A 16575-nucleotide genomic window follows, 5' to 3' on the forward strand; every position below is an offset into this window, starting at 1 on the left:
TCGGATTAGATGATTGAGGTTTTTTTGAGGAACATCTGTTAGTGGTTGCCGAGCTCAATTTTCTTTTTCAACATCAGGTGGTGCACGCCAGAAGTTGGGGCAGCGGAAGATCGCGGGCGCGACACGTGGAGTTTGCAATAGTTTTGCCTTCCCGGCTAGCAGGGCGTCGGCCTCGCGGTGCGCAAATACGTGCTGATGCGCCGCGGCGCCATCGCCTGCGACGCCCAGCGCAACCCCGGCTCCAGCCTTACCGCCGCGGCACGGGCCGAGGTAGACTACCTGCTCGCGCGCCTTGCGCGCCGCGATCCGCGGGCCAAGCTCTGACGCGCAGCCGGCGGGCACGTTTTTTAGCCAACTGGCGAAACTTAATGCACGCAGCTATCGTATCCCGGGGCGTGAAGCGGCGGCGTGTCGACTTCGGCCAGTGTCTCCGCCGGATTCCGGCAGGCTCCGCGGCACGCGGGGGTTGGTGACACCGGCTGGAAGTGGGCGCGTCAGACACGCGAGCCCCGGAGGATGCCTAGCCGTGTACAAACCCGAAGGTCAGAACAGCGTTTCGCCCTACCTCGTCGTCGCCGACCTGCCGGTCGCAGTCAAGTTCATCAAGCAGGTGTTCGGCGGCAAGCTGACCTACGAGCACCGGCGCCCCGATGGACGGGTCGGCCATGCCGAGGTGCGCATCGACGACACAGTGGTGATGATCGGCGAGATGCCGGGCGGACCCGAGGCACAGGTGCACGTCTACGTCTCCGACGTCGACGCCGTGTTCGAGCGCGCGCTCGAAGCGGGCGCCACCGTCGCCCAGGCGGTAGCCGAGAAGGGTGACGGCGACCGCCGCGGCGGCGTCGTCGACGATTGCGGCACCACCTGGTGGATCGCCACGATGGTCGATCCGCGGGGCTGAGCCGCCCCGCCCCGATCCGTCACCGCGCCGGTCCGGTCAGCTCGCCCCCGCGAGCGTGAGCGCCTGCGCCTCGACGAGCTGCCGGTAGCGGCCCCCGGCCGCGACCAGCCGGTCGTGGTCGCCGTGCTCCGCGACGCGGCCGTCGCTGATCACGACGATGCGGTCCGCATGGCGGATCGTCGCCAGCCGGTGCGCGATCACCAGCGTCGTGCGTCCCTGCGACAGCTCCGACAGCGCCGCCTGGATCGCGTGCTCGGTCTCCGAATCGAGCGCCGAGGTCGCCTCGTCGAGGATCAGGATCGGCGGGTCCTTCAGGAACACGCGCGCGATCGCCACACGCTGCTTCTGCCCACCCGAGAGCTGCACGCCCCGCTCGCCGACCACCGTGCCGAGCCCGTTGGGCAGCGAGTCGATCATCTCACCGAGCCGCGCGCGCCGGGCGGCGGCCATGATCTCCTCCTCGGTCGCGCCGAGCCTGCCATAAGCGATGTTCTCGCCGATCGTGCCGGCGAACAGGAACACGTCCTGCTGCACGATGCCGATCTGGCGCCGCAGCGAGGCGAGCGTGAAGTCGCGCACGTCGCGGCCGTCGATGGTGATGCGCCCCGCACCGACGTCGTAGAACCGCGGCACCAGCGACAGCAGCGTCGACTTGCCGGCGCCCGACGGGCCGACGAAGGCCACCGTCTCGCCGGGCCGCACCACGAGGTCGACGCCCTTCAGGATCGGCCGCCCCGGATCGTAGCCGAAGCCGACGCCCTCGAAGCCGACGCCGCCCCGGACCGCCTCGACCGCGACGGCGTCCGGACGATCGGCGATGTCCGGCTCGGTCGCAAGCAGGTCGCGGTAGCGCGAGAAGCCGGCGATCCCCTTCGGATAGGTCTCGACCACGGCGGCGATCTTCTCGATCGGCTGGTAGAACACATTGATCAGCAACAGGAAGCCGACGAAGCCGCCGACGCTGAGGTCGCCGACCGAGACGTACCAGGCGCCCGCCAGCAGCACGGCGATCTGGACGAGGCGCATGCCGAGGTAGTTGAGCGCGAGGCTCGCGGCCATGATGCCGTAGGCCTTCAGCTTGGTCGTCATGTAGAGCCGGTTCTCGACCGCGAACAGCGCCCGCTCGTGCTCCTCGTTGGCGAACGCCCTGACCACCCGCGCGCCGCCGACGTTCTCCTCGATGCGGGCGTTGAACGCCCCCACGCGGCCGAACTGCGCCTGCCAGTTCAGCGTCATCGCCCGGCCGTAGCGCATCACGAGGAACACGACGAGCGGCACGATCGCCGTGGTCACCAGGGCGAGTTCGACGTGGACGTAGAACATCAGTGCCAGCGCCCCGGCGAACGTCATCACTGCGATGAACAGGTCCTCAGGGCCGTGGTGCGCCACCTCGCCGATCTCCTCGAGATCCTTGGTGAGGCGGGCGACGATGTGGCCGGTCTTCTCGGTGTCGAAGAAGCGGAAGGAGAGCCGCTGCAGATGGTCGAAGGCGCGCCGGCGCATCTCGGTCTCGATCCGGATGCCGAGCACGTGGCCCCAATAGGTGACGATCGCCATCAGCCCGGCGTTGATCACGTAGACCGCGAGCAAGCCGACGGTCGCGAGCAGGATCAGCCGGAAATCACCGCTCGGCAGCAGCCGATCGACGAAACCGGTCACGGCGAGCGGAAACACCAGCGACAGCAGCCCCGACAGCACCGCGCAGCCGAAATCGACGAGGAACAGCCGCCGATGCGGCCGGTAGTAGGAGAAGAAGTCGCGCAGCACGCCGGACCCCTTGCCGATGACCATGTTCGAAACCGCCGGCGACGGCCGGCCGAGCCAGACGACGGTTTAGTCGCTCGGCTGTCAAATTGGAATGTGAATCTCAGGTTTCCGCATGCCGCGGCAGCAGACGCGGCACCTCGGGCCGCGCGGGCCTGAGCCTCCTCTTGCGCTGCCCGCCGATTTGTAACATATGAAGTTACATGAAACGCGACAGCAAGCTCTCCGGCATCCTGCATGTGCTGCTGCACATGCTGTTCATGCGCCGCCCCGCCACCTCCGAGGAACTCGGCGCGATGATGGGCACCAACCCCGTCGTCGTGCGCCGGGTGATGGGGGGCCTGCGCGAGGCGGGGTTCGTCACGGCGGCGCGCGGCCCGGGCGGCGGCTGGACCGTCGCCTGCGACCCGGCGGCCACCACCCTCGCCGACATCTACCGCGCCGTCGGCGAGCCCTCCGCCATCGCCCTTGGCCACCGCACCGAGATGCCCGGCTGCCTCGTCGAGCAGGCCGTCAACGCCCGTCTCGACGCAGCCTTCGCCGAGATGGCGGCCGTCTTCGAGCAGCACCTCGCCGGCGTCACCCTCGCCGCCCTCTCGGACGACTTCAACCGCCGCCTCGCCGAGCGCGGCGCCAGCCTCGAGGACCAGACCCATGCGTCATGACACCCCGTCCAGCTTCGATGCCGTGGTCATCGGCGGCAGCTACGCCGGCCTGTCCGGCGCGATGCAGCTCGCCCGCGCCGGCCGCCCGATCTGCGTCGTCGACAGCGGCACGCCGCGCAACCGCTTCTCCCCCGCCGCGCACGGCTTCTTCGGCCAGGACGGCATGGCACCGCGCGCGATGATCAAGGCCGCCCGCGACAAGCTCGCCGCCTACCCGTGCGTCAGCTTTCGCGATGCGGAAGTGCGCGGCGCCGCGCCGGACGCGGGCGGCTTCACTGTCACCCTCGGCGACGGCGACGAGCGCCTCACCGCGCGCAAGCTGCTGCTCGCCTTCGGCGTCCACGACGAGATGCCGCCGCTGCCGGGCCTCGCCGAGCGCTGGGGCACCAGCGTGCTGCACTGTCCGTACTGCCACGGCTACGAGTTCCGCGGCGGGCCGATCGGCGTGCTCGCCGCCGGGCCGATGTCGGAGATGAAGGCCGAACTCGTCGCCGACTGGGGCCCGACCACCCTGTTCCTCGACGGCCAGCCGTCCCCCGACGCCGAGGCCGCCGCGCGTCTGGGCCGCGCCGGCGTCCGGATCGAGCCGGCCGCGGTCGTCGCCGTCGAGGGCACCGGTCCCGCGATGACCGGCCTGCGCCTCGCCGACGGCCGGCTGGCGCCGGTCGCGGCGCTGTTCGTGGCGCCGCGCCAGCGGCTGCGCAGCCCGCTCGCCGAAGACCTCGGCTGCGCCCTCGACGACGGCCCGTTCGGGCCGATCGTCCGTGTCGACCAGATGCGCCGCACCACGGTGGCGGGCGTCTATGCCGCGGGCGACATCACCACCGCGCGGCAGAACGCCACCCTCGCCTCCGCCGACGGCGTCCTCGCCGGCGCCAACCTGCATCAGGCGCTGGTTTTCGGTACCTGACGGGATCCGATCAGGGGGGACATTTGCAGTGGGCGCGGTCCGGACAGGGCCGCGCCCACTGCCGTTCCGGCCGCAATCACTGTCAAATTTCCATTCCGGATCATGCCGTTAAGCCGATCGACCCGAGGCTGGAGCGATTCCGGATTGCAACTGAAATTGTAATATATTAGTGTCTCGGTCGACGGAGAGTGCGGAAGCACCGGCGCTTGCGGCGCACGTCTCTAGCGGTGGCAACGGCCACACAGAGGAGGAAACCGGATGAAACTCGCTCGTTGGGGGCTGGCGGCGATGGCGTCGACCTGCCTCATTACGCCCGCCGTGGCGCAGGATTCGAAATCGGTCACCGTCGTCCTGACCGAAGTGCTCGACGTGATCGAGCCGTGCATGGCCGCCCGCTCGGACGTCGGCCGTGTCGTGCTGCAGAACATCAACGAAACGCTGACCGAGTTCGTCCCCGGTCAGGCCGAACTGCAGCCGCGCCTCGCGACGTCCTGGGAACAGGTGAACGACGCGACCTGGCGCTTCAAGCTGCGCGAGGGCGTCAAGTTCCACGACGGCTCCGCCCTCGACCCCGCCGACGTCACCTTCTCGATCGACCGCAACAAGAACGCCGGCCTCGGCTGCGAGACGGGCGGCAAGTACTTCGGCGGCATGACCTTCACGACGACGGCGGTCGACGACACGACGATCGAGATCACCACCGATCCCGCCTCGCCGATCCTGCCGCTGCTGCTCTCGGTGCTGCCGATCCAGCCCGACAGCGATCCCGCCGACACCTTCACCACCAGCCCCGTCGGCACCGGCCCCTACAAGCTCGTCAGCTGGGACGTCGGCCAGAGCCTCAAGGTCGAGCGCAGCGCCGACTATTGGGGCGAGCAGCCGATCGTCGACGGCGCGACCTACCTCTTCCGCACCGACGCCGCCGTCGCCGCCGCCATGATCACCACCGGCGAGGCCGACATCGCGCCGAACATCGCCGTGCAGGACGCGACCAACCCGGACACCGATTTCAGCTACCCGAACTCGGAAACCTCGACGCTGCGCATCGACGGGCTGCTGCCGCCCTTCGACGACCGCCGCGTGCGCGAGGCGCTCAACCTCGCCATCGACCGCGACGCCATGATCGGCACGATCTTCGCCCCGGGCGTCGAGAAGGCGACCCAGCAGGTGCCGCCGACCACCATCGGCTTTGCCCACGACCTGAAGCCCTGGCCATACGACCTCGAGCGCGCCCGCGCCCTGCTCGCCGAGGCGAAGGCCGACGGCGTGCCGGTCGACACCGAGATCGAGATGATCGGCCGCATCAACATCTACCCGAACGCGACCGAGGTCATGGAGGGCATCCAGGCGATGCTCATCGAGGCCGGCTTCAATGCGAAGCTGCAGATGTACGACGTCGGCGAGTGGAACCGCTACTTCGTGAAGCCCTATCCGGAGCCCCGCGCGCCCAACCTCGTCCAGGCTCAGCACGACAACGCCAAGGGCGACCCGGTCTTCACCGCCTTCGTCAAGCACCACAGCGAAGGCGTGCACTCGGCGATGTCGGATCCGGAAGTCGATGGCCTGATCGAGAAGGCGACGCTGGCGAGCGGCGAGGACCGCCAACTGCTCTGGGAGCAGATGTTCACCCGCGTCAACGACACGGTGATCGCCGACATCCCGCTCTTCTACATGGTCGGCTTCTCGCGCGTGGGGCCGCGGCTCGACTTCAAGCCGACGATCGCCACCAACAGCGAACTGCAGCTGTCGCAGATCAAGTTCCGCTGATCCGCGACGTGCCGGGGGCGACCTCCCCGCCCCCGGCACCCTCCCCGGCCCCCTTCCCGGCAAGGGATCGTTGCCCGGGCCTTTTCCATCGCGATCCGTGATCGCCGGCAGGAGCCATGCCATGGGCCGCTTCGTGCTCAGGCGCAGCCTGTTCAGCCTGTTCTCGCTCTTCGGGCTGCTCGTGCTCGTCTTCTTCCTCTCGCGCCTCACCGGCGACCCGGCCGCGCTCTACCTGCCGGTCGATGCGCCCGAGAGCGTCCGCCAGGCGTTTCGCGAGGCGCGCGGCCTCGATGCCCCCTTGCTGGCGCAGTTCGGCGACTTCCTCGTCAACCTCGTGCAATTCGACTTCGGCGACTCGCTCCGCCGCCAGCGCCCGGCCTTCGACGTGGTGATCGAGGCCTTCCCGTGGACGCTGGCGCTCGCCGGCATCACCATGGCGCTGGTGCTGGTCGCGGCGATCGTGCTCGGGGCGCTAGCCGCCATGAAGGTCGGCGGCATCTTCGACCGCATCTCCTCGGTGATCTCGCTCACCGCTGCGAGCGCGCCGGACTTCTGGATCGCGCTGATGGCGATCTTCATCTTCGCTGTCGCCCTCGGCTGGGTGCCGACCTCGGGCACTGGGACGCCCTGGCACTGGATCCTGCCGATCGGCGTGCTGTTCGTGCGCCCCTTCGGCCTGATCCTGCAGGTGGTGCGCTCGTCGATGATCACCGCCCTCTCGTCGGCCTACGTGAAGACCGCCCGGGCGAAGGGCGTGCGCCAGCGCGCCATCACCTTCGTGCACGCCCTGCGCAACGCCATGCTGCCGGTGATCACGGTCGCCGGCGACCAGGCCGCGGGCCTGCTCAATGGCGCCGTCGTCGTTGAGACCGTGTTCGGCTTCCCCGGCATCGGCAAGCTGATGATCGACAGCATCCTGCAGCGCGACTTCGCCGTGGTGCTGGCGGCGATCATGCTCACCTCGCTGGCGATCTTCCTGATGAACCTCCTGATCGACCTCACCTACGCCTTCCTCGACCCGCGCATCCGGTACTGAGGCCATGACCATGACTCAATCCATCGGTCCGGCGACGGGCACCGCGGACGAGACGCCGACGCGGCCCCCGGGCCTCCTCAGCCTGCTGCTCGCCGACAAGTTCGCCACCGCCGCCGTCGTCTTCCTGACGCTGGTCGTGTTCTCGGCCGTGTTCGGCCCGGCCCTGCTCGGCGACGCCGCCTCCAAGGTCGCCTTCCGTGGCCGCAACATCGCGCCGTTCCAGTTCGAACACGGCTGGCTGATGATCCTCGGCTCCGACAGCCTCGGCCGCTCGATCCTCGCCCGCATCGTCGTCGCCGCCCAGAACACCATGCTGGTCGCGTTCCTCACCGTGGTCTCCGCCGGGCTGATCGGCGGCACGCTCGGGCTGATCGCCGGCTATTCGCGCAAGCTGATGTCCGACGTCATCCTGCGCCTCGCCGACGTCATCATGAGCTTCCCGTCGCTGCTGCTCGCCGTGATCGTGCTCTACATGCTGGAGCCGGCGGTCGGGAACCTCGTGCTGGTGCTCGCCATCACCCGCATCCCGATCTATCTGCGCACCACCCGCGCCGAGGTTCTGGAGATCCGCGAGCGGATGTTCGTGCAGGCCGCCAAGGTGATGGGCGCCTCCAACATGCGCATCACCTTCGTGCACATCCTGCCGATGGTGCTGCCGACGCTGCTCACCATCGCCACCCTCGACTTCGCCTTCGTCATGCTCGCCGAAAGCTCGCTGAGCTTCCTCGGCATCGGCATCCAGCCGCCCGAGATCACCTGGGGCCTGATGGTGGCGCAGGGCCGGCCGTACATGAACCAGGCCTGGTGGCTGAGCTTCTGGCCGGGCCTCACCATCGTGCTCACCACGATGTCGCTCAACCTGCTCTCCAACTGGCTGCGCACGGTGCTCGACCCGACCCAGCGCTGGCGCCTCGAGCAGCGCAAAGAGGCCGCCAATGGCTGACGCCGCCCCCGCTCCGCATGTCCTCGAGGTGAAGAACCTCTCGGTCGAGTTCCATTCCGCCGGCAAGTGCGTCAAGGCCGTGCGCGACGTCAGCTTCCATGTCGACCGCGGCGAGACGCTGGCGATCCTCGGCGAGAGCGGCTCGGGCAAGTCGGTCTCCGCCTCGGCGATCATGGACCTGATCGACTGCCCGCCCGGCCGCATCACCTCGGGCGAGATCAGCTACCGCGGCCGCGACCTGCTCAACATGCCCGCCGCCGAGCGGCGCCACGTCAACGGCCGCAAGATCGCGATGATCTTCCAGGACCCGCTGGCGCACCTCAACCCGGTCTACCCGGTCGGCTGGCAGATCGCCGAGGCGATGCGCGTGCACGGCATGCCCGCGGCGGCGGCAAAAGCCCGCGCGATCGAACTGATGGCCCGCGTCGGCCTGAAAGACCCCGCCGCGCGCGCAAAAGCCTATCCGCACCAGTTCTCCGGCGGCCAGCGCCAGCGGCTGATGATCGCGATGGCGCTCGCCTACGATCCCGACGTGCTGATCGCCGACGAGCCGACCACCGCGCTCGACGTCACGGTGCAGCTGCAGATCCTGCGGCTGCTGCAGCAACTGCGCGACGAGACCGGCATGGGGCTGCTGCTGATCACCCACGACCTCGGCGTCGTCGCCGAGATGGCCGAGCGCGTCATCGTGATGAACGCCGGCGAGGTGGTGGAGACCGGCACCACCCGCGACGTCTTCAAGGCACCGAGGCACCCCTATACGCAGAAGCTGATCGGCGCGGTGCCCGGCCAGGGCGGCATGCGCACCGGCAGCGTCGGCGCCGAGCCGCCGATCCTCGAGGTCCGCAAGCTCGAAAAATACTTCGGCGCCTATCACGCCCTGCGCGCGGTCAGCTTCGACCTGCACGCCGGCGAGACGGTGGCGATCGTCGGCGAATCGGGCTCCGGCAAGTCGACCACCGCCCGGGCGATCCTGCGCCTCGACGACGCGGATTCCGGCGAGGTGATCTACCGCGGCCGTGACCTCACCACCCTCTCCGACAAGGAGATGTTCGCGCTCCGCCGCGACATCCAGATGGTGTTCCAGGACCCGACCCAGTCGCTCAATCCGCGCATGAGCGTCTTCCAGATCGTCTCGGAGGCCTGGCGCATCCACCGCGACATCCTGCCGAAGGAGCGCTGGCGCGCCAGGGTGCTGGAACTGCTCGACCTCGTCGGCCTGAAGCCCGACCACGCCGACCGCTATCCGCACCAGTTCTCCGGCGGCCAGCGCCAGCGCATCGCGATCGCCCGCGCGCTCGCCGTCGAGCCGCGCATCATCATCTGCGACGAGGCGGTCTCCGCCCTCGACGTTTCGGTGCAGGGCCAGGTGATCCGGCTGCTCGACGATCTCCGCCACCGGTTCGGCGTCGCCTTCATCTTCATCGCCCACGACCTGCCCGTCGTGCGCGACTTCGCCGACCGCGTCATCGTCATGAAGGACGGCGCCATCGTCGAGACCGGCACCGTCGCGCAGATCTTCGAGGCGCCGGTGCACCCCTACACCCGCGCCCTGCTCGCCGCGAGCCTCGAGCCCGACCCGGACCTTCGCGGCAGCCACGATCCCCGACCGGAGGAGGTCGCATGACCGAGATCGACGCCCTCGTCGTCCAGCCGATCCTGCCCGACCAGATGGCGGCGCTGGACCGGACCTACCGCCTGCACCGCTACGACAGCGCCCCCGACAAGGCCGAGCTGCTGCGCGGCGTCGGCGACCGCATCCGCGCCGTCGTCACCACCGGCGGCCGCGGCTTCACCGCCGAGCTGCTCGCCCGGTTGCCGGCGCTCGAAATCGTCGCCTCTTCGGGCGTCGGCACCGACACCATCGCCGTCGACGCCTGCAAGGCGCGCGGCGTCGCCGTCACCAATACGCCCGACGTGCTCAACGACGACGTCGCCGACCTCGGCATCGGCCTCGTCATCGCGGCGATGCGCGAGATGCCGAAGGGTCACGACTACGTCCGCTCCGGCGACTGGGGCCGGCAGGGCATGATGGGCTTCACGACGACGCTGACGGGCAAGACGCTGGGCATCGTCGGCCTCGGCCGCATCGGCACCGAGGTCGCCAACCGGGCGACGGCATTGAAGATGCGCGTCGCCTACACCGGCCGCCGCCGCCAGCCGGTCGACTTCGACTACTACCCGAGCGTCGAAGACCTCGCCCGCGCCGCCGACGTGCTGGTGCTGACCTGCCCGGGCGGCCCGGCGACGCGCGGCCTGATCGGGGCTGCGGAGCTTTCCGCCCTCGGCCCGAAATCCTGGCTGGTCAATCTCGCCCGCGGCTCCGTCGTCGACGAGCCGGCGCTGATCGCGGCGCTGGAGAGCGGCGGCATCCGCGGTGCGGCGCTCGACGTCTACGCCAGCGAGCCGAACCCCGACCCGCGCCTGACCCGGCTCCCCAACGTCGTGCTCTACCCGCACCACTCCAGCGGCAGCATCGAGACGCGCACCCGCATGAGCCAGATGGTGGTCGACAATCTCGCCGCGTGGTTCGGCGGCCGGCCGCTGCTTTCCCCCCTCTTCGCCATCGAGACACCGGCGTTCGACATTCGAGAGTTGCAGAGATGAGTTCGCGTCACAAAAGGACCCGGCAGCCGGCAGACCTGCGCTCGGCGCGCTGGTTCGGCCCCGACGATCTGCGGAGCTTCGGCCACCGCTCGCGCATCATGCAGATGGGCTATGCCCCGGCCGACTGGGCCGGCAAGCCGATCATCGCCATCGTCAACACCTGGTCCGACCTCAACCCCTGCCACGCCCACTTCCGACACCGGGTCGAGGACGTGAAGCGCGGCGTGCTGCAGGCCGGCGGCTTCCCGGTCGAGATGCCGGCGGTGACGCTCTCCGAGAGCTTCATGAAGCCGACCACCATGCTCTATCGCAACCTTTTGGCGATCGAGGTGGAGGAGCAGCTCCGCTCGCATCCGATCGACGGCGCCGTGCTGATGGGCGGCTGCGACAAGACCACCCCGGCGCTGATCATGGGCGGCCTCAGTGCCGGCCTGCCGATGATCTTCCTGCCCGCCGGCCCGATGCTGCGCGGCAACTATGCCGGCAAGACGCTCGGCTCCGGTTCGGATGCCTGGAAATACTGGGACGAGCGCCGCGCCGGCAACATCTCCGAGCAGGAATGGTTCGGCCTCGAGACCGGCATCGCCCGCTCCTACGGCCACTGCATGACCATGGGCACCGCCTCGACGATGACGGCGATCGCCGACGCCATGGGCCTCACCCTGCCCGGCGCCTCGTCGATTCCCGCCCCCGACGCCAACCACATCCGCATGTCGGCCGAATGCGGCCGCCGCATCGTCGAGATGGTCTGGGAGGAGATGACGCCGGACAAGATCGTGACGCCGGCCTCGGTGCGCAACGGCGGCACCGTGGCGATGGCGACCGGCTGTTCGACCAACGCCGTCGTGCACCTGCTCGCCATGGCCCGTCGCGCCAGCGTCGACTTCACCCTCGACGACCTCGACGAACTCGGCCGCACCACGCCGTTGATCGCCAACGTGCGCCCCTCCGGCCAGGGCTACCTGATGGAGGACTTCTTCTACGCCGGCGGCCTGCTCGGCCTGATGCGCAACCTCGGCGACAAGCTCGACCGCTCGGCGATGACGGTCGCCGGAATCACCCTCGGCGAGGCGATCGCCGATGCGCCGGTCTACAACGACGACGTCATCCGCACTCTCGACAATCCCGTCTACCACGAGGGCTCGCTCGCCGTGCTGCGTGGCAACCTCGCCCCCGACGGCGCCGTGATCAAGCCCGCCGCCTGCGACCCGCGCTTCCACGTCCACAAGGGGCCGGCGCTGGTGTTCGACAGCTATCCGGAGATGAAGAAGGCGATCGAGGACCCCGACCTCGACGTGACGCCGGACCACGTCATGGTGCTGCGCAACGCCGGCCCGCTCGGCGGTCCCGGCATGCCCGAATGGGGCATGCTGCCGATGCCGGTGAAGCTGGTTCGCGAAGGCCACCGCGACATGCTGCGCCTGTCGGATGCCCGCATGAGCGGCACCAGCTATGGCGCCTGCGTGCTGCACGTCTCGCCGGAATCGCACATCGGCGGCCCGCTCGCGCTGCTCAAAACCGGCGACATCGTCTCGATCGACCTGCCGAACCGGCGCATCGACATGCTGGTGGACGAGGCAGAGCTCGCCGCCCGCCGCGCCGCGTGGCAGCGCCCGGCCGACCGTTTCGAGCGCGGCTACGGCTGGATGTTCGCCAAGCACGTCAGCCAGGCCGACAAGGGCTGCGACTTCGACTACCTCGCGCCCGGCTTCGGCCGCACCGCCGGCGAACCCGACATCTTCTGAAGGCTGGAGGCCAGCATGAGCCATGACATGAACCCGCAGACGCGGGAGAAACTGTCGCGCGTCAGCGTCGCGACCCTGTGCACCGCGCTCTTCAAGCGCGGCCTGCGCAACCAGACCATCCAGGACGTCCACCCCGTCGCGCCGAAGGGCCTGACGATGGTCGGCCCGGCCTTCACGCTGCGCTACATCCCGGCTCGCGAGGACCTCAACGGCATCGAGGTGTTCCGCAATCCAGCCCACCCGCAGCGCGCCGGCGTCGAGGCCTGCCCGCCCGGCGCGGTGATGGTGATGGACAGCCGCAAGGACCCGCGCGCGGCGTCCGCCGGCAGCATTCTCGTCACCCGGCTGATGGTGCGCGGCGCCGCCGGCGTCGTCACCGACGGCGGCTTCCGCGACAGCCCCGAGATCGGCGCGATGGAGATGCCCGCCTATCACAACCGTCCCTCGGCGCCGACCAACCTCACCCTGCACCAGGCGCTGGAGTTCGACGTGCCGATCGGCTGCGGCGACGTCGCGGTCTGGCCCGGCGACATCGTCGTCGGCGACGACGAGGCGGTGATCATCGTGCCGCGCGGCATCGCCGACGAGATCGCCGACGAGGCGACCGAAATGACCGCCTTCGAGGACTTCGTCACCGAGGAGGTGCGCGCCGGCGCCACCATCATCGGCCTCTATCCCCCGACCGACCCCGACACCCTTCCCCGCTTCGCCGCCTGGCGCGCGAAGACCGGACGCTGAGGAGAGCCCCATGCTCGCGACCACCCAGATGACCCCCGACGCCCTGAAGGCAAAGGTCGGCACCGGCCTCCTGTCGTTCCCCGTCACGCCGTTCGACGCCGACGACCGCTTCAACCCGTCCGCCTACGCCGCGCACATCGAATGGCTCGCCGGCTACCCGGCGTCCGGCCTCTTCGCCGCCGGCGGCACCGGCGAGCTGTTCTCGCTGCGCCCGGAGGAAATCATCGCCGCGGTGAAGACCGCGAAATCGGTCGCCGGTGACACGCCGATCCTGTCGGGCTGCGGCTACGGCACCGCGATGGCGATCGACATCGCCCGCGGCGTCGAGGCCGCCGGCGCCGACGGCCTGCTGCTGCTGCCGCACTACCTGACCGAAGCGCCGATGGAGGGCATCTACGCCCACGCCAAGGCGGTCTGCGACGCCGTCGGCATCGGCGTCATCTTCTACAACCGCGGCAACTCCCGCCTCGACGCTGAGCACCTCGCGCGCCTCGCCGAGGAATGCCCGAACCTGATCGGCTTCAAGGACGGCACCGGCGACATCCTCGCCGTGCGCGAGATCGTCTCGCGCCTCGGCGACCGCCTCGTCTACGTCGGCGGCATGCCGACGCACGAGCTGTTCGCCGAGGCCTACAACGCGGTCGGCGTCACGACCTATTCCTCGGCCGTTTTCAACTTCGTGCCCGAGCTCGCGCTGAAATTCTTCACCGCCATGCGCGGCGGCGACCGCGCCACGATGGAGACGATCCTGACGGAGTTCTTCTACCCGTTCATGAAGCTGCGCGAGCGCCGCCAGGGCTACGCCGTCGCCGCGATCAAGGCCGGCGTCCGCCTGCGCGGCTTCGACGCCGGCAAGGTGCGCACGCCCCTGCTCGACCTGACGGACGAGGAAGAGGCGATGCTGAAGGCGCTGGTCGGGTCGGCGAACTGAGGGTTCGCGGGGGGATCGAGGGGCGGAGGTCGTGGCCTACCCCTCACCCCAACCCTCTCCCACAAGGGGAGAGGGGGCGACGACGGCGCTGGCTTGGGAAAACGGCATCGCCCCATTCACCGGCAGGCCCCCTCTCCCCTTGTGGGAGAGGGTTGGGGTGAGGGGTGAGCCCCACGCGCAGATGCAGCAGGGGCCAACCACCTCACGCGAGGAAATAATGCGGATAGGTCGCCTTCAGCTCGTCGATCGCCCGGAGCGTGCCGCTGAGGTGCAGCCGCATCGTCGCCCGGGCGCCCGCGACGTCGCCGGCGCGCAGCGCGTCGAGCAGGTTGCCGTGCTCGCGCAGGATCTGCTCGACCTTGCCGGGATAGATGTGGATCGAGCGCATGCGGTCGATGTTGCCGCTGCGCGCCACGACGAGGTCCCAGAGCTCGCGCTGGCCGACCGCGTCGCACATCGCGGCGTGGAAGCTCTGGTCCGGCGAGCGGATCGCGCGCGGCTCGGTTGTCTTGCGCCAGATCGACACCATCTCGTCGTGGATCGCGCCGACTTCCGAGAGATCGTAGGCGGAGGGGTTGCTGGCGATGCGCTCGCTCACCTCCATCTCAACGGCGATGCGCAGGAACTGCGACTGGTGCGCCTGGCGCACGTCGATCAGCGACACCAGCGTGCCGGACTGCGGATAGACCTCGACGAGGCCCTGCTGCTCGAGCCGCAGCAAGGCTTCGCGGATCGGCGTCAGGCTGACCCCGAACCGTTCGGCGAGCGCACTGCGCGAGATCGCGCTGCCGGGCGCCAGCTGCAGCGCGATGATCTCCGCCCTGAGCACGTCGAAGATCTGCCCCACCACGGAGCGGCGACGGTCGAGCCGGTCGGAAGACTTGGGAACGTCGAACTGCAGCATGCGGGGCCTCCTGCCCGAAACTAATATATTAGATTTGGGGGCGACGGAAGCGGGGACGGAGGGTCGTGCCGTGGGAGGCCCCCTCCCTGTCCCTCCCCCGCTTCGCAGGAGAGGGGACGATGGGCGAGAGGGCCTTCGCAAAACGAAATTCGTACCGAACCGAAGTGCCGATCAGGCGAGCGCCCTAACCTCCTGCGTCCCCTCTCCTGCGAAGCGGGGGAGGGACAGGGAGGGGGCAGCCCCGCGAAGACCCGAAACACACGAGGAGATCCTGACGTGACATTGCACCAGAACCTGATCGACGGCGCGTGGGTGGGCGGCGAGGGCGTCGCCAACATCAACCCGTCGGACACCAACGACGTCGTCGGCGAGTACGCGCGGGCGTCGAAGGACGACGCGCTGGCGGCGATCGCGGCGGCGAAGGCGGCGTTCCCGAAGTGGTCGCGCTCGGGCATCCTCGAGCGCCACCAGATCCTGCGCAAGACCGCCGACGAGATCCTCGCCCGGAAGGACGAGCTCGGCCGGCTGCTGTCGCGCGAGGAGGGCAAGACGCTTGCCGAGGGCATCGGCGAGACGGTGCGCGCCGCGCAGGTGTTCGACTTCTTCGCCGGCGAGGTGCTGCGACTCGCCGGCGAGGCGATCCCCAGCGTGCGCCCCGGCGTCGGCATCGAGGTGACGCGCGAGCCGGTCGGCGTCGTCGGCATCATCACGCCGTGGAACTTCCCGATCGCCATCCCCGCCTGGAAGATCGCCCCGGCGCTCGCCTACGGCAACACCGTGGTGTTCAAGCCGGCCGAGCTGGTGCCCGGCTGCGCCTGGGCCATCGTCGACATTCTCCACCGGGCCGGCCTGCCGAAGGGCGTGCTCAACCTCGTCATGGGCAAGGGCTCGGTGGTCGGCCAGGCGATGCTGGACAGCCCCGACGTCACCGCGCAGACCTTCACCGGCTCGGTCGCGACCGGCAAGCGCGTCGCCGCGGCCTGTGTCGAGCATATGCGCAAGTTCCAGCTCGAGATGGGCGGCAAGAACCCGCTGGTGGTGCTCGACGACGCCGACCTCGCCGTCGCCGTCGACTGCGCCGTCAACGGCGCCTTCTTCTCGACCGGCCAGCGCTGCACCGCCTCGTCGCGCCTCATCGTGACGGAGGGCATCCACGACCGCTTCGTCGCCGCCGTGACGGAGAAGCTGAAAGGCCTCGTCGTCGACGACGCGCTGAAGGCCGGCACCCACATCGGCCCGGTGGTCGACCCGAACCAGCTCGCGCAGGATCAGGATTACGTCGAGATCGGCCGGAAAGAGGGCGCGACGCTCGCCTTCGGCGGCGAGCGGCTGAACCGCGAGACGCCCGGCTTCTACCTGCAGCCGGCCCTCTTCACCGAGGCGACCAACGCGATGCGGATCTCGCGCGAGGAGATCTTCGGGCCCGTCGCGAGCGTGATCCGGGTCAAGGACTACGACGAGGCGCTGCAGCTTGCCAACGACACGCCGTTCGGCCTCTCGTCGGGCATCTGCACGACCAGCCTGAAGTACTCCACGCACTTCCGGCGCAATGCCGAGGCCGGCATGGTGATGGTGAACCTCCCCACCGCCGGCGTCGACTTCCACGTCCCCTTCGGCGGCCGCAAGGGCTCGAGCTTCGGCTCGCGCGAGCAGGGCCGCTA

General features: G+C 69.4%; 14 protein-coding genes and 1 pseudogene. 13 read left to right on the forward strand and 2 right to left on the reverse strand.

Features of this window, described 5'->3' with window-relative positions; genetic code table 11:
- Positions 1-159: 159 nt before the first annotated feature.
- Positions 160-324, forward strand: a pseudogene (locus I5731_RS16735) (dihydrodipicolinate synthase family protein); the annotation flags it as partial.
- A 202-nt stretch (positions 325-526) separates the two neighbouring features.
- Positions 527-904, forward strand: coding sequence for a VOC family protein (locus I5731_RS16740; RefSeq protein WP_197312547.1), 378 nt, complete (start codon positions 527-529; stop codon positions 902-904).
- A 36-nt stretch (positions 905-940) separates the two neighbouring features.
- Here I5731_RS16740 and I5731_RS16745 read toward each other — a convergent pair whose 3' ends face one another.
- Positions 941-2695 (reverse strand): ABC transporter ATP-binding protein, encoded by a 1755-nt coding sequence (locus tag I5731_RS16745; RefSeq protein ID WP_197312548.1) that lies wholly within the window; start codon positions 2693-2695, stop codon positions 941-943.
- A 176-nt stretch (positions 2696-2871) separates the two neighbouring features.
- Here I5731_RS16745 and I5731_RS16750 point away from each other — a divergent pair, with 176 nt between their 5' ends.
- From I5731_RS16750 to kdgD, 10 genes are all read left to right on the forward strand, one after another.
- Positions 2872-3333: an Rrf2 family transcriptional regulator gene (locus tag I5731_RS16750; protein WP_197312549.1), complete on the forward strand. Its 462-nt coding sequence runs from the start codon at positions 2872-2874 to the stop codon at positions 3331-3333.
- Positions 3323-4243: an NAD(P)/FAD-dependent oxidoreductase gene (locus I5731_RS16755; RefSeq protein ID WP_197312550.1), complete on the forward strand. Its 921-nt coding sequence runs from the start codon at positions 3323-3325 to the stop codon at positions 4241-4243. Before I5731_RS16750 ends, I5731_RS16755 begins: the two co-directional genes overlap by 11 nt.
- A 258-nt stretch (positions 4244-4501) precedes the next feature.
- Positions 4502-6010: an ABC transporter substrate-binding protein gene (locus tag I5731_RS16760; protein ID WP_197312551.1), complete on the forward strand. Its 1509-nt coding sequence runs from the start codon at positions 4502-4504 to the stop codon at positions 6008-6010.
- Between the two features lie 121 nt (positions 6011-6131).
- Entirely contained in the window at positions 6132-7046 is a 915-nt protein-coding gene (locus tag I5731_RS16765) for an ABC transporter permease (RefSeq protein WP_197312552.1), read from the forward strand.
- A 10-nt stretch (positions 7047-7056) separates the two neighbouring features.
- Entirely contained in the window at positions 7057-7989 is a 933-nt protein-coding gene (locus tag I5731_RS16770; protein ID WP_407941850.1) for an ABC transporter permease, read from the forward strand.
- The gene (locus I5731_RS16775) at positions 7982-9616 is read left to right on the forward strand and encodes an ABC transporter ATP-binding protein (protein ID WP_197312554.1); all 1635 of its coding nucleotides are present in this window, start codon (positions 7982-7984) and stop codon (positions 9614-9616) included. The genes I5731_RS16770 and I5731_RS16775 overlap by 8 nt, the downstream gene beginning before the upstream one ends.
- A complete protein-coding gene (locus tag I5731_RS16780) occupies positions 9613-10596 on the forward strand; it encodes a 2-hydroxyacid dehydrogenase (protein ID WP_197312555.1) in 984 nt (327 codons plus the stop codon). The genes I5731_RS16775 and I5731_RS16780 overlap by 4 nt, the downstream gene beginning before the upstream one ends.
- Positions 10593-12341: an L-arabinonate dehydratase gene (araD, locus tag I5731_RS16785; protein ID WP_197312556.1), complete on the forward strand. Its 1749-nt coding sequence runs from the start codon at positions 10593-10595 to the stop codon at positions 12339-12341. Before I5731_RS16780 ends, araD begins: the two co-directional genes overlap by 4 nt.
- A 27-nt stretch (positions 12342-12368) precedes the next feature.
- On the forward strand, positions 12369-13079 hold the full coding sequence (locus I5731_RS16790) for a ribonuclease activity regulator RraA (RefSeq protein ID WP_197312577.1): 711 nt from the start codon (positions 12369-12371) through the stop codon (positions 13077-13079).
- Positions 13080-13107: 28 nt separating this feature from the next.
- Positions 13108-14010 (forward strand): 5-dehydro-4-deoxyglucarate dehydratase, encoded by a 903-nt coding sequence (kdgD, locus tag I5731_RS16795; protein ID WP_197312578.1) that lies wholly within the window; start codon positions 13108-13110, stop codon positions 14008-14010.
- A 202-nt stretch (positions 14011-14212) separates the two neighbouring features.
- Here kdgD and I5731_RS16800 read toward each other — a convergent pair whose 3' ends face one another.
- Positions 14213-14914: a GntR family transcriptional regulator gene (locus tag I5731_RS16800; protein WP_197312557.1), complete on the reverse strand. Its 702-nt coding sequence runs from the start codon at positions 14912-14914 to the stop codon at positions 14213-14215.
- A 276-nt stretch (positions 14915-15190) separates the two neighbouring features.
- Here I5731_RS16800 and I5731_RS16805 point away from each other — a divergent pair.
- A partial coding sequence (locus I5731_RS16805) for an aldehyde dehydrogenase family protein (RefSeq protein WP_197312558.1) occupies positions 15191-16575 on the forward strand: 1385 nt, incomplete at its 3' end.

It is taken from the genome of Methylobrevis albus, assembly GCF_015904235.1.
GTDB classification, from domain to species: domain Bacteria; phylum Pseudomonadota; class Alphaproteobacteria; order Rhizobiales; family Pleomorphomonadaceae; genus Methylobrevis_A; species Methylobrevis_A albus.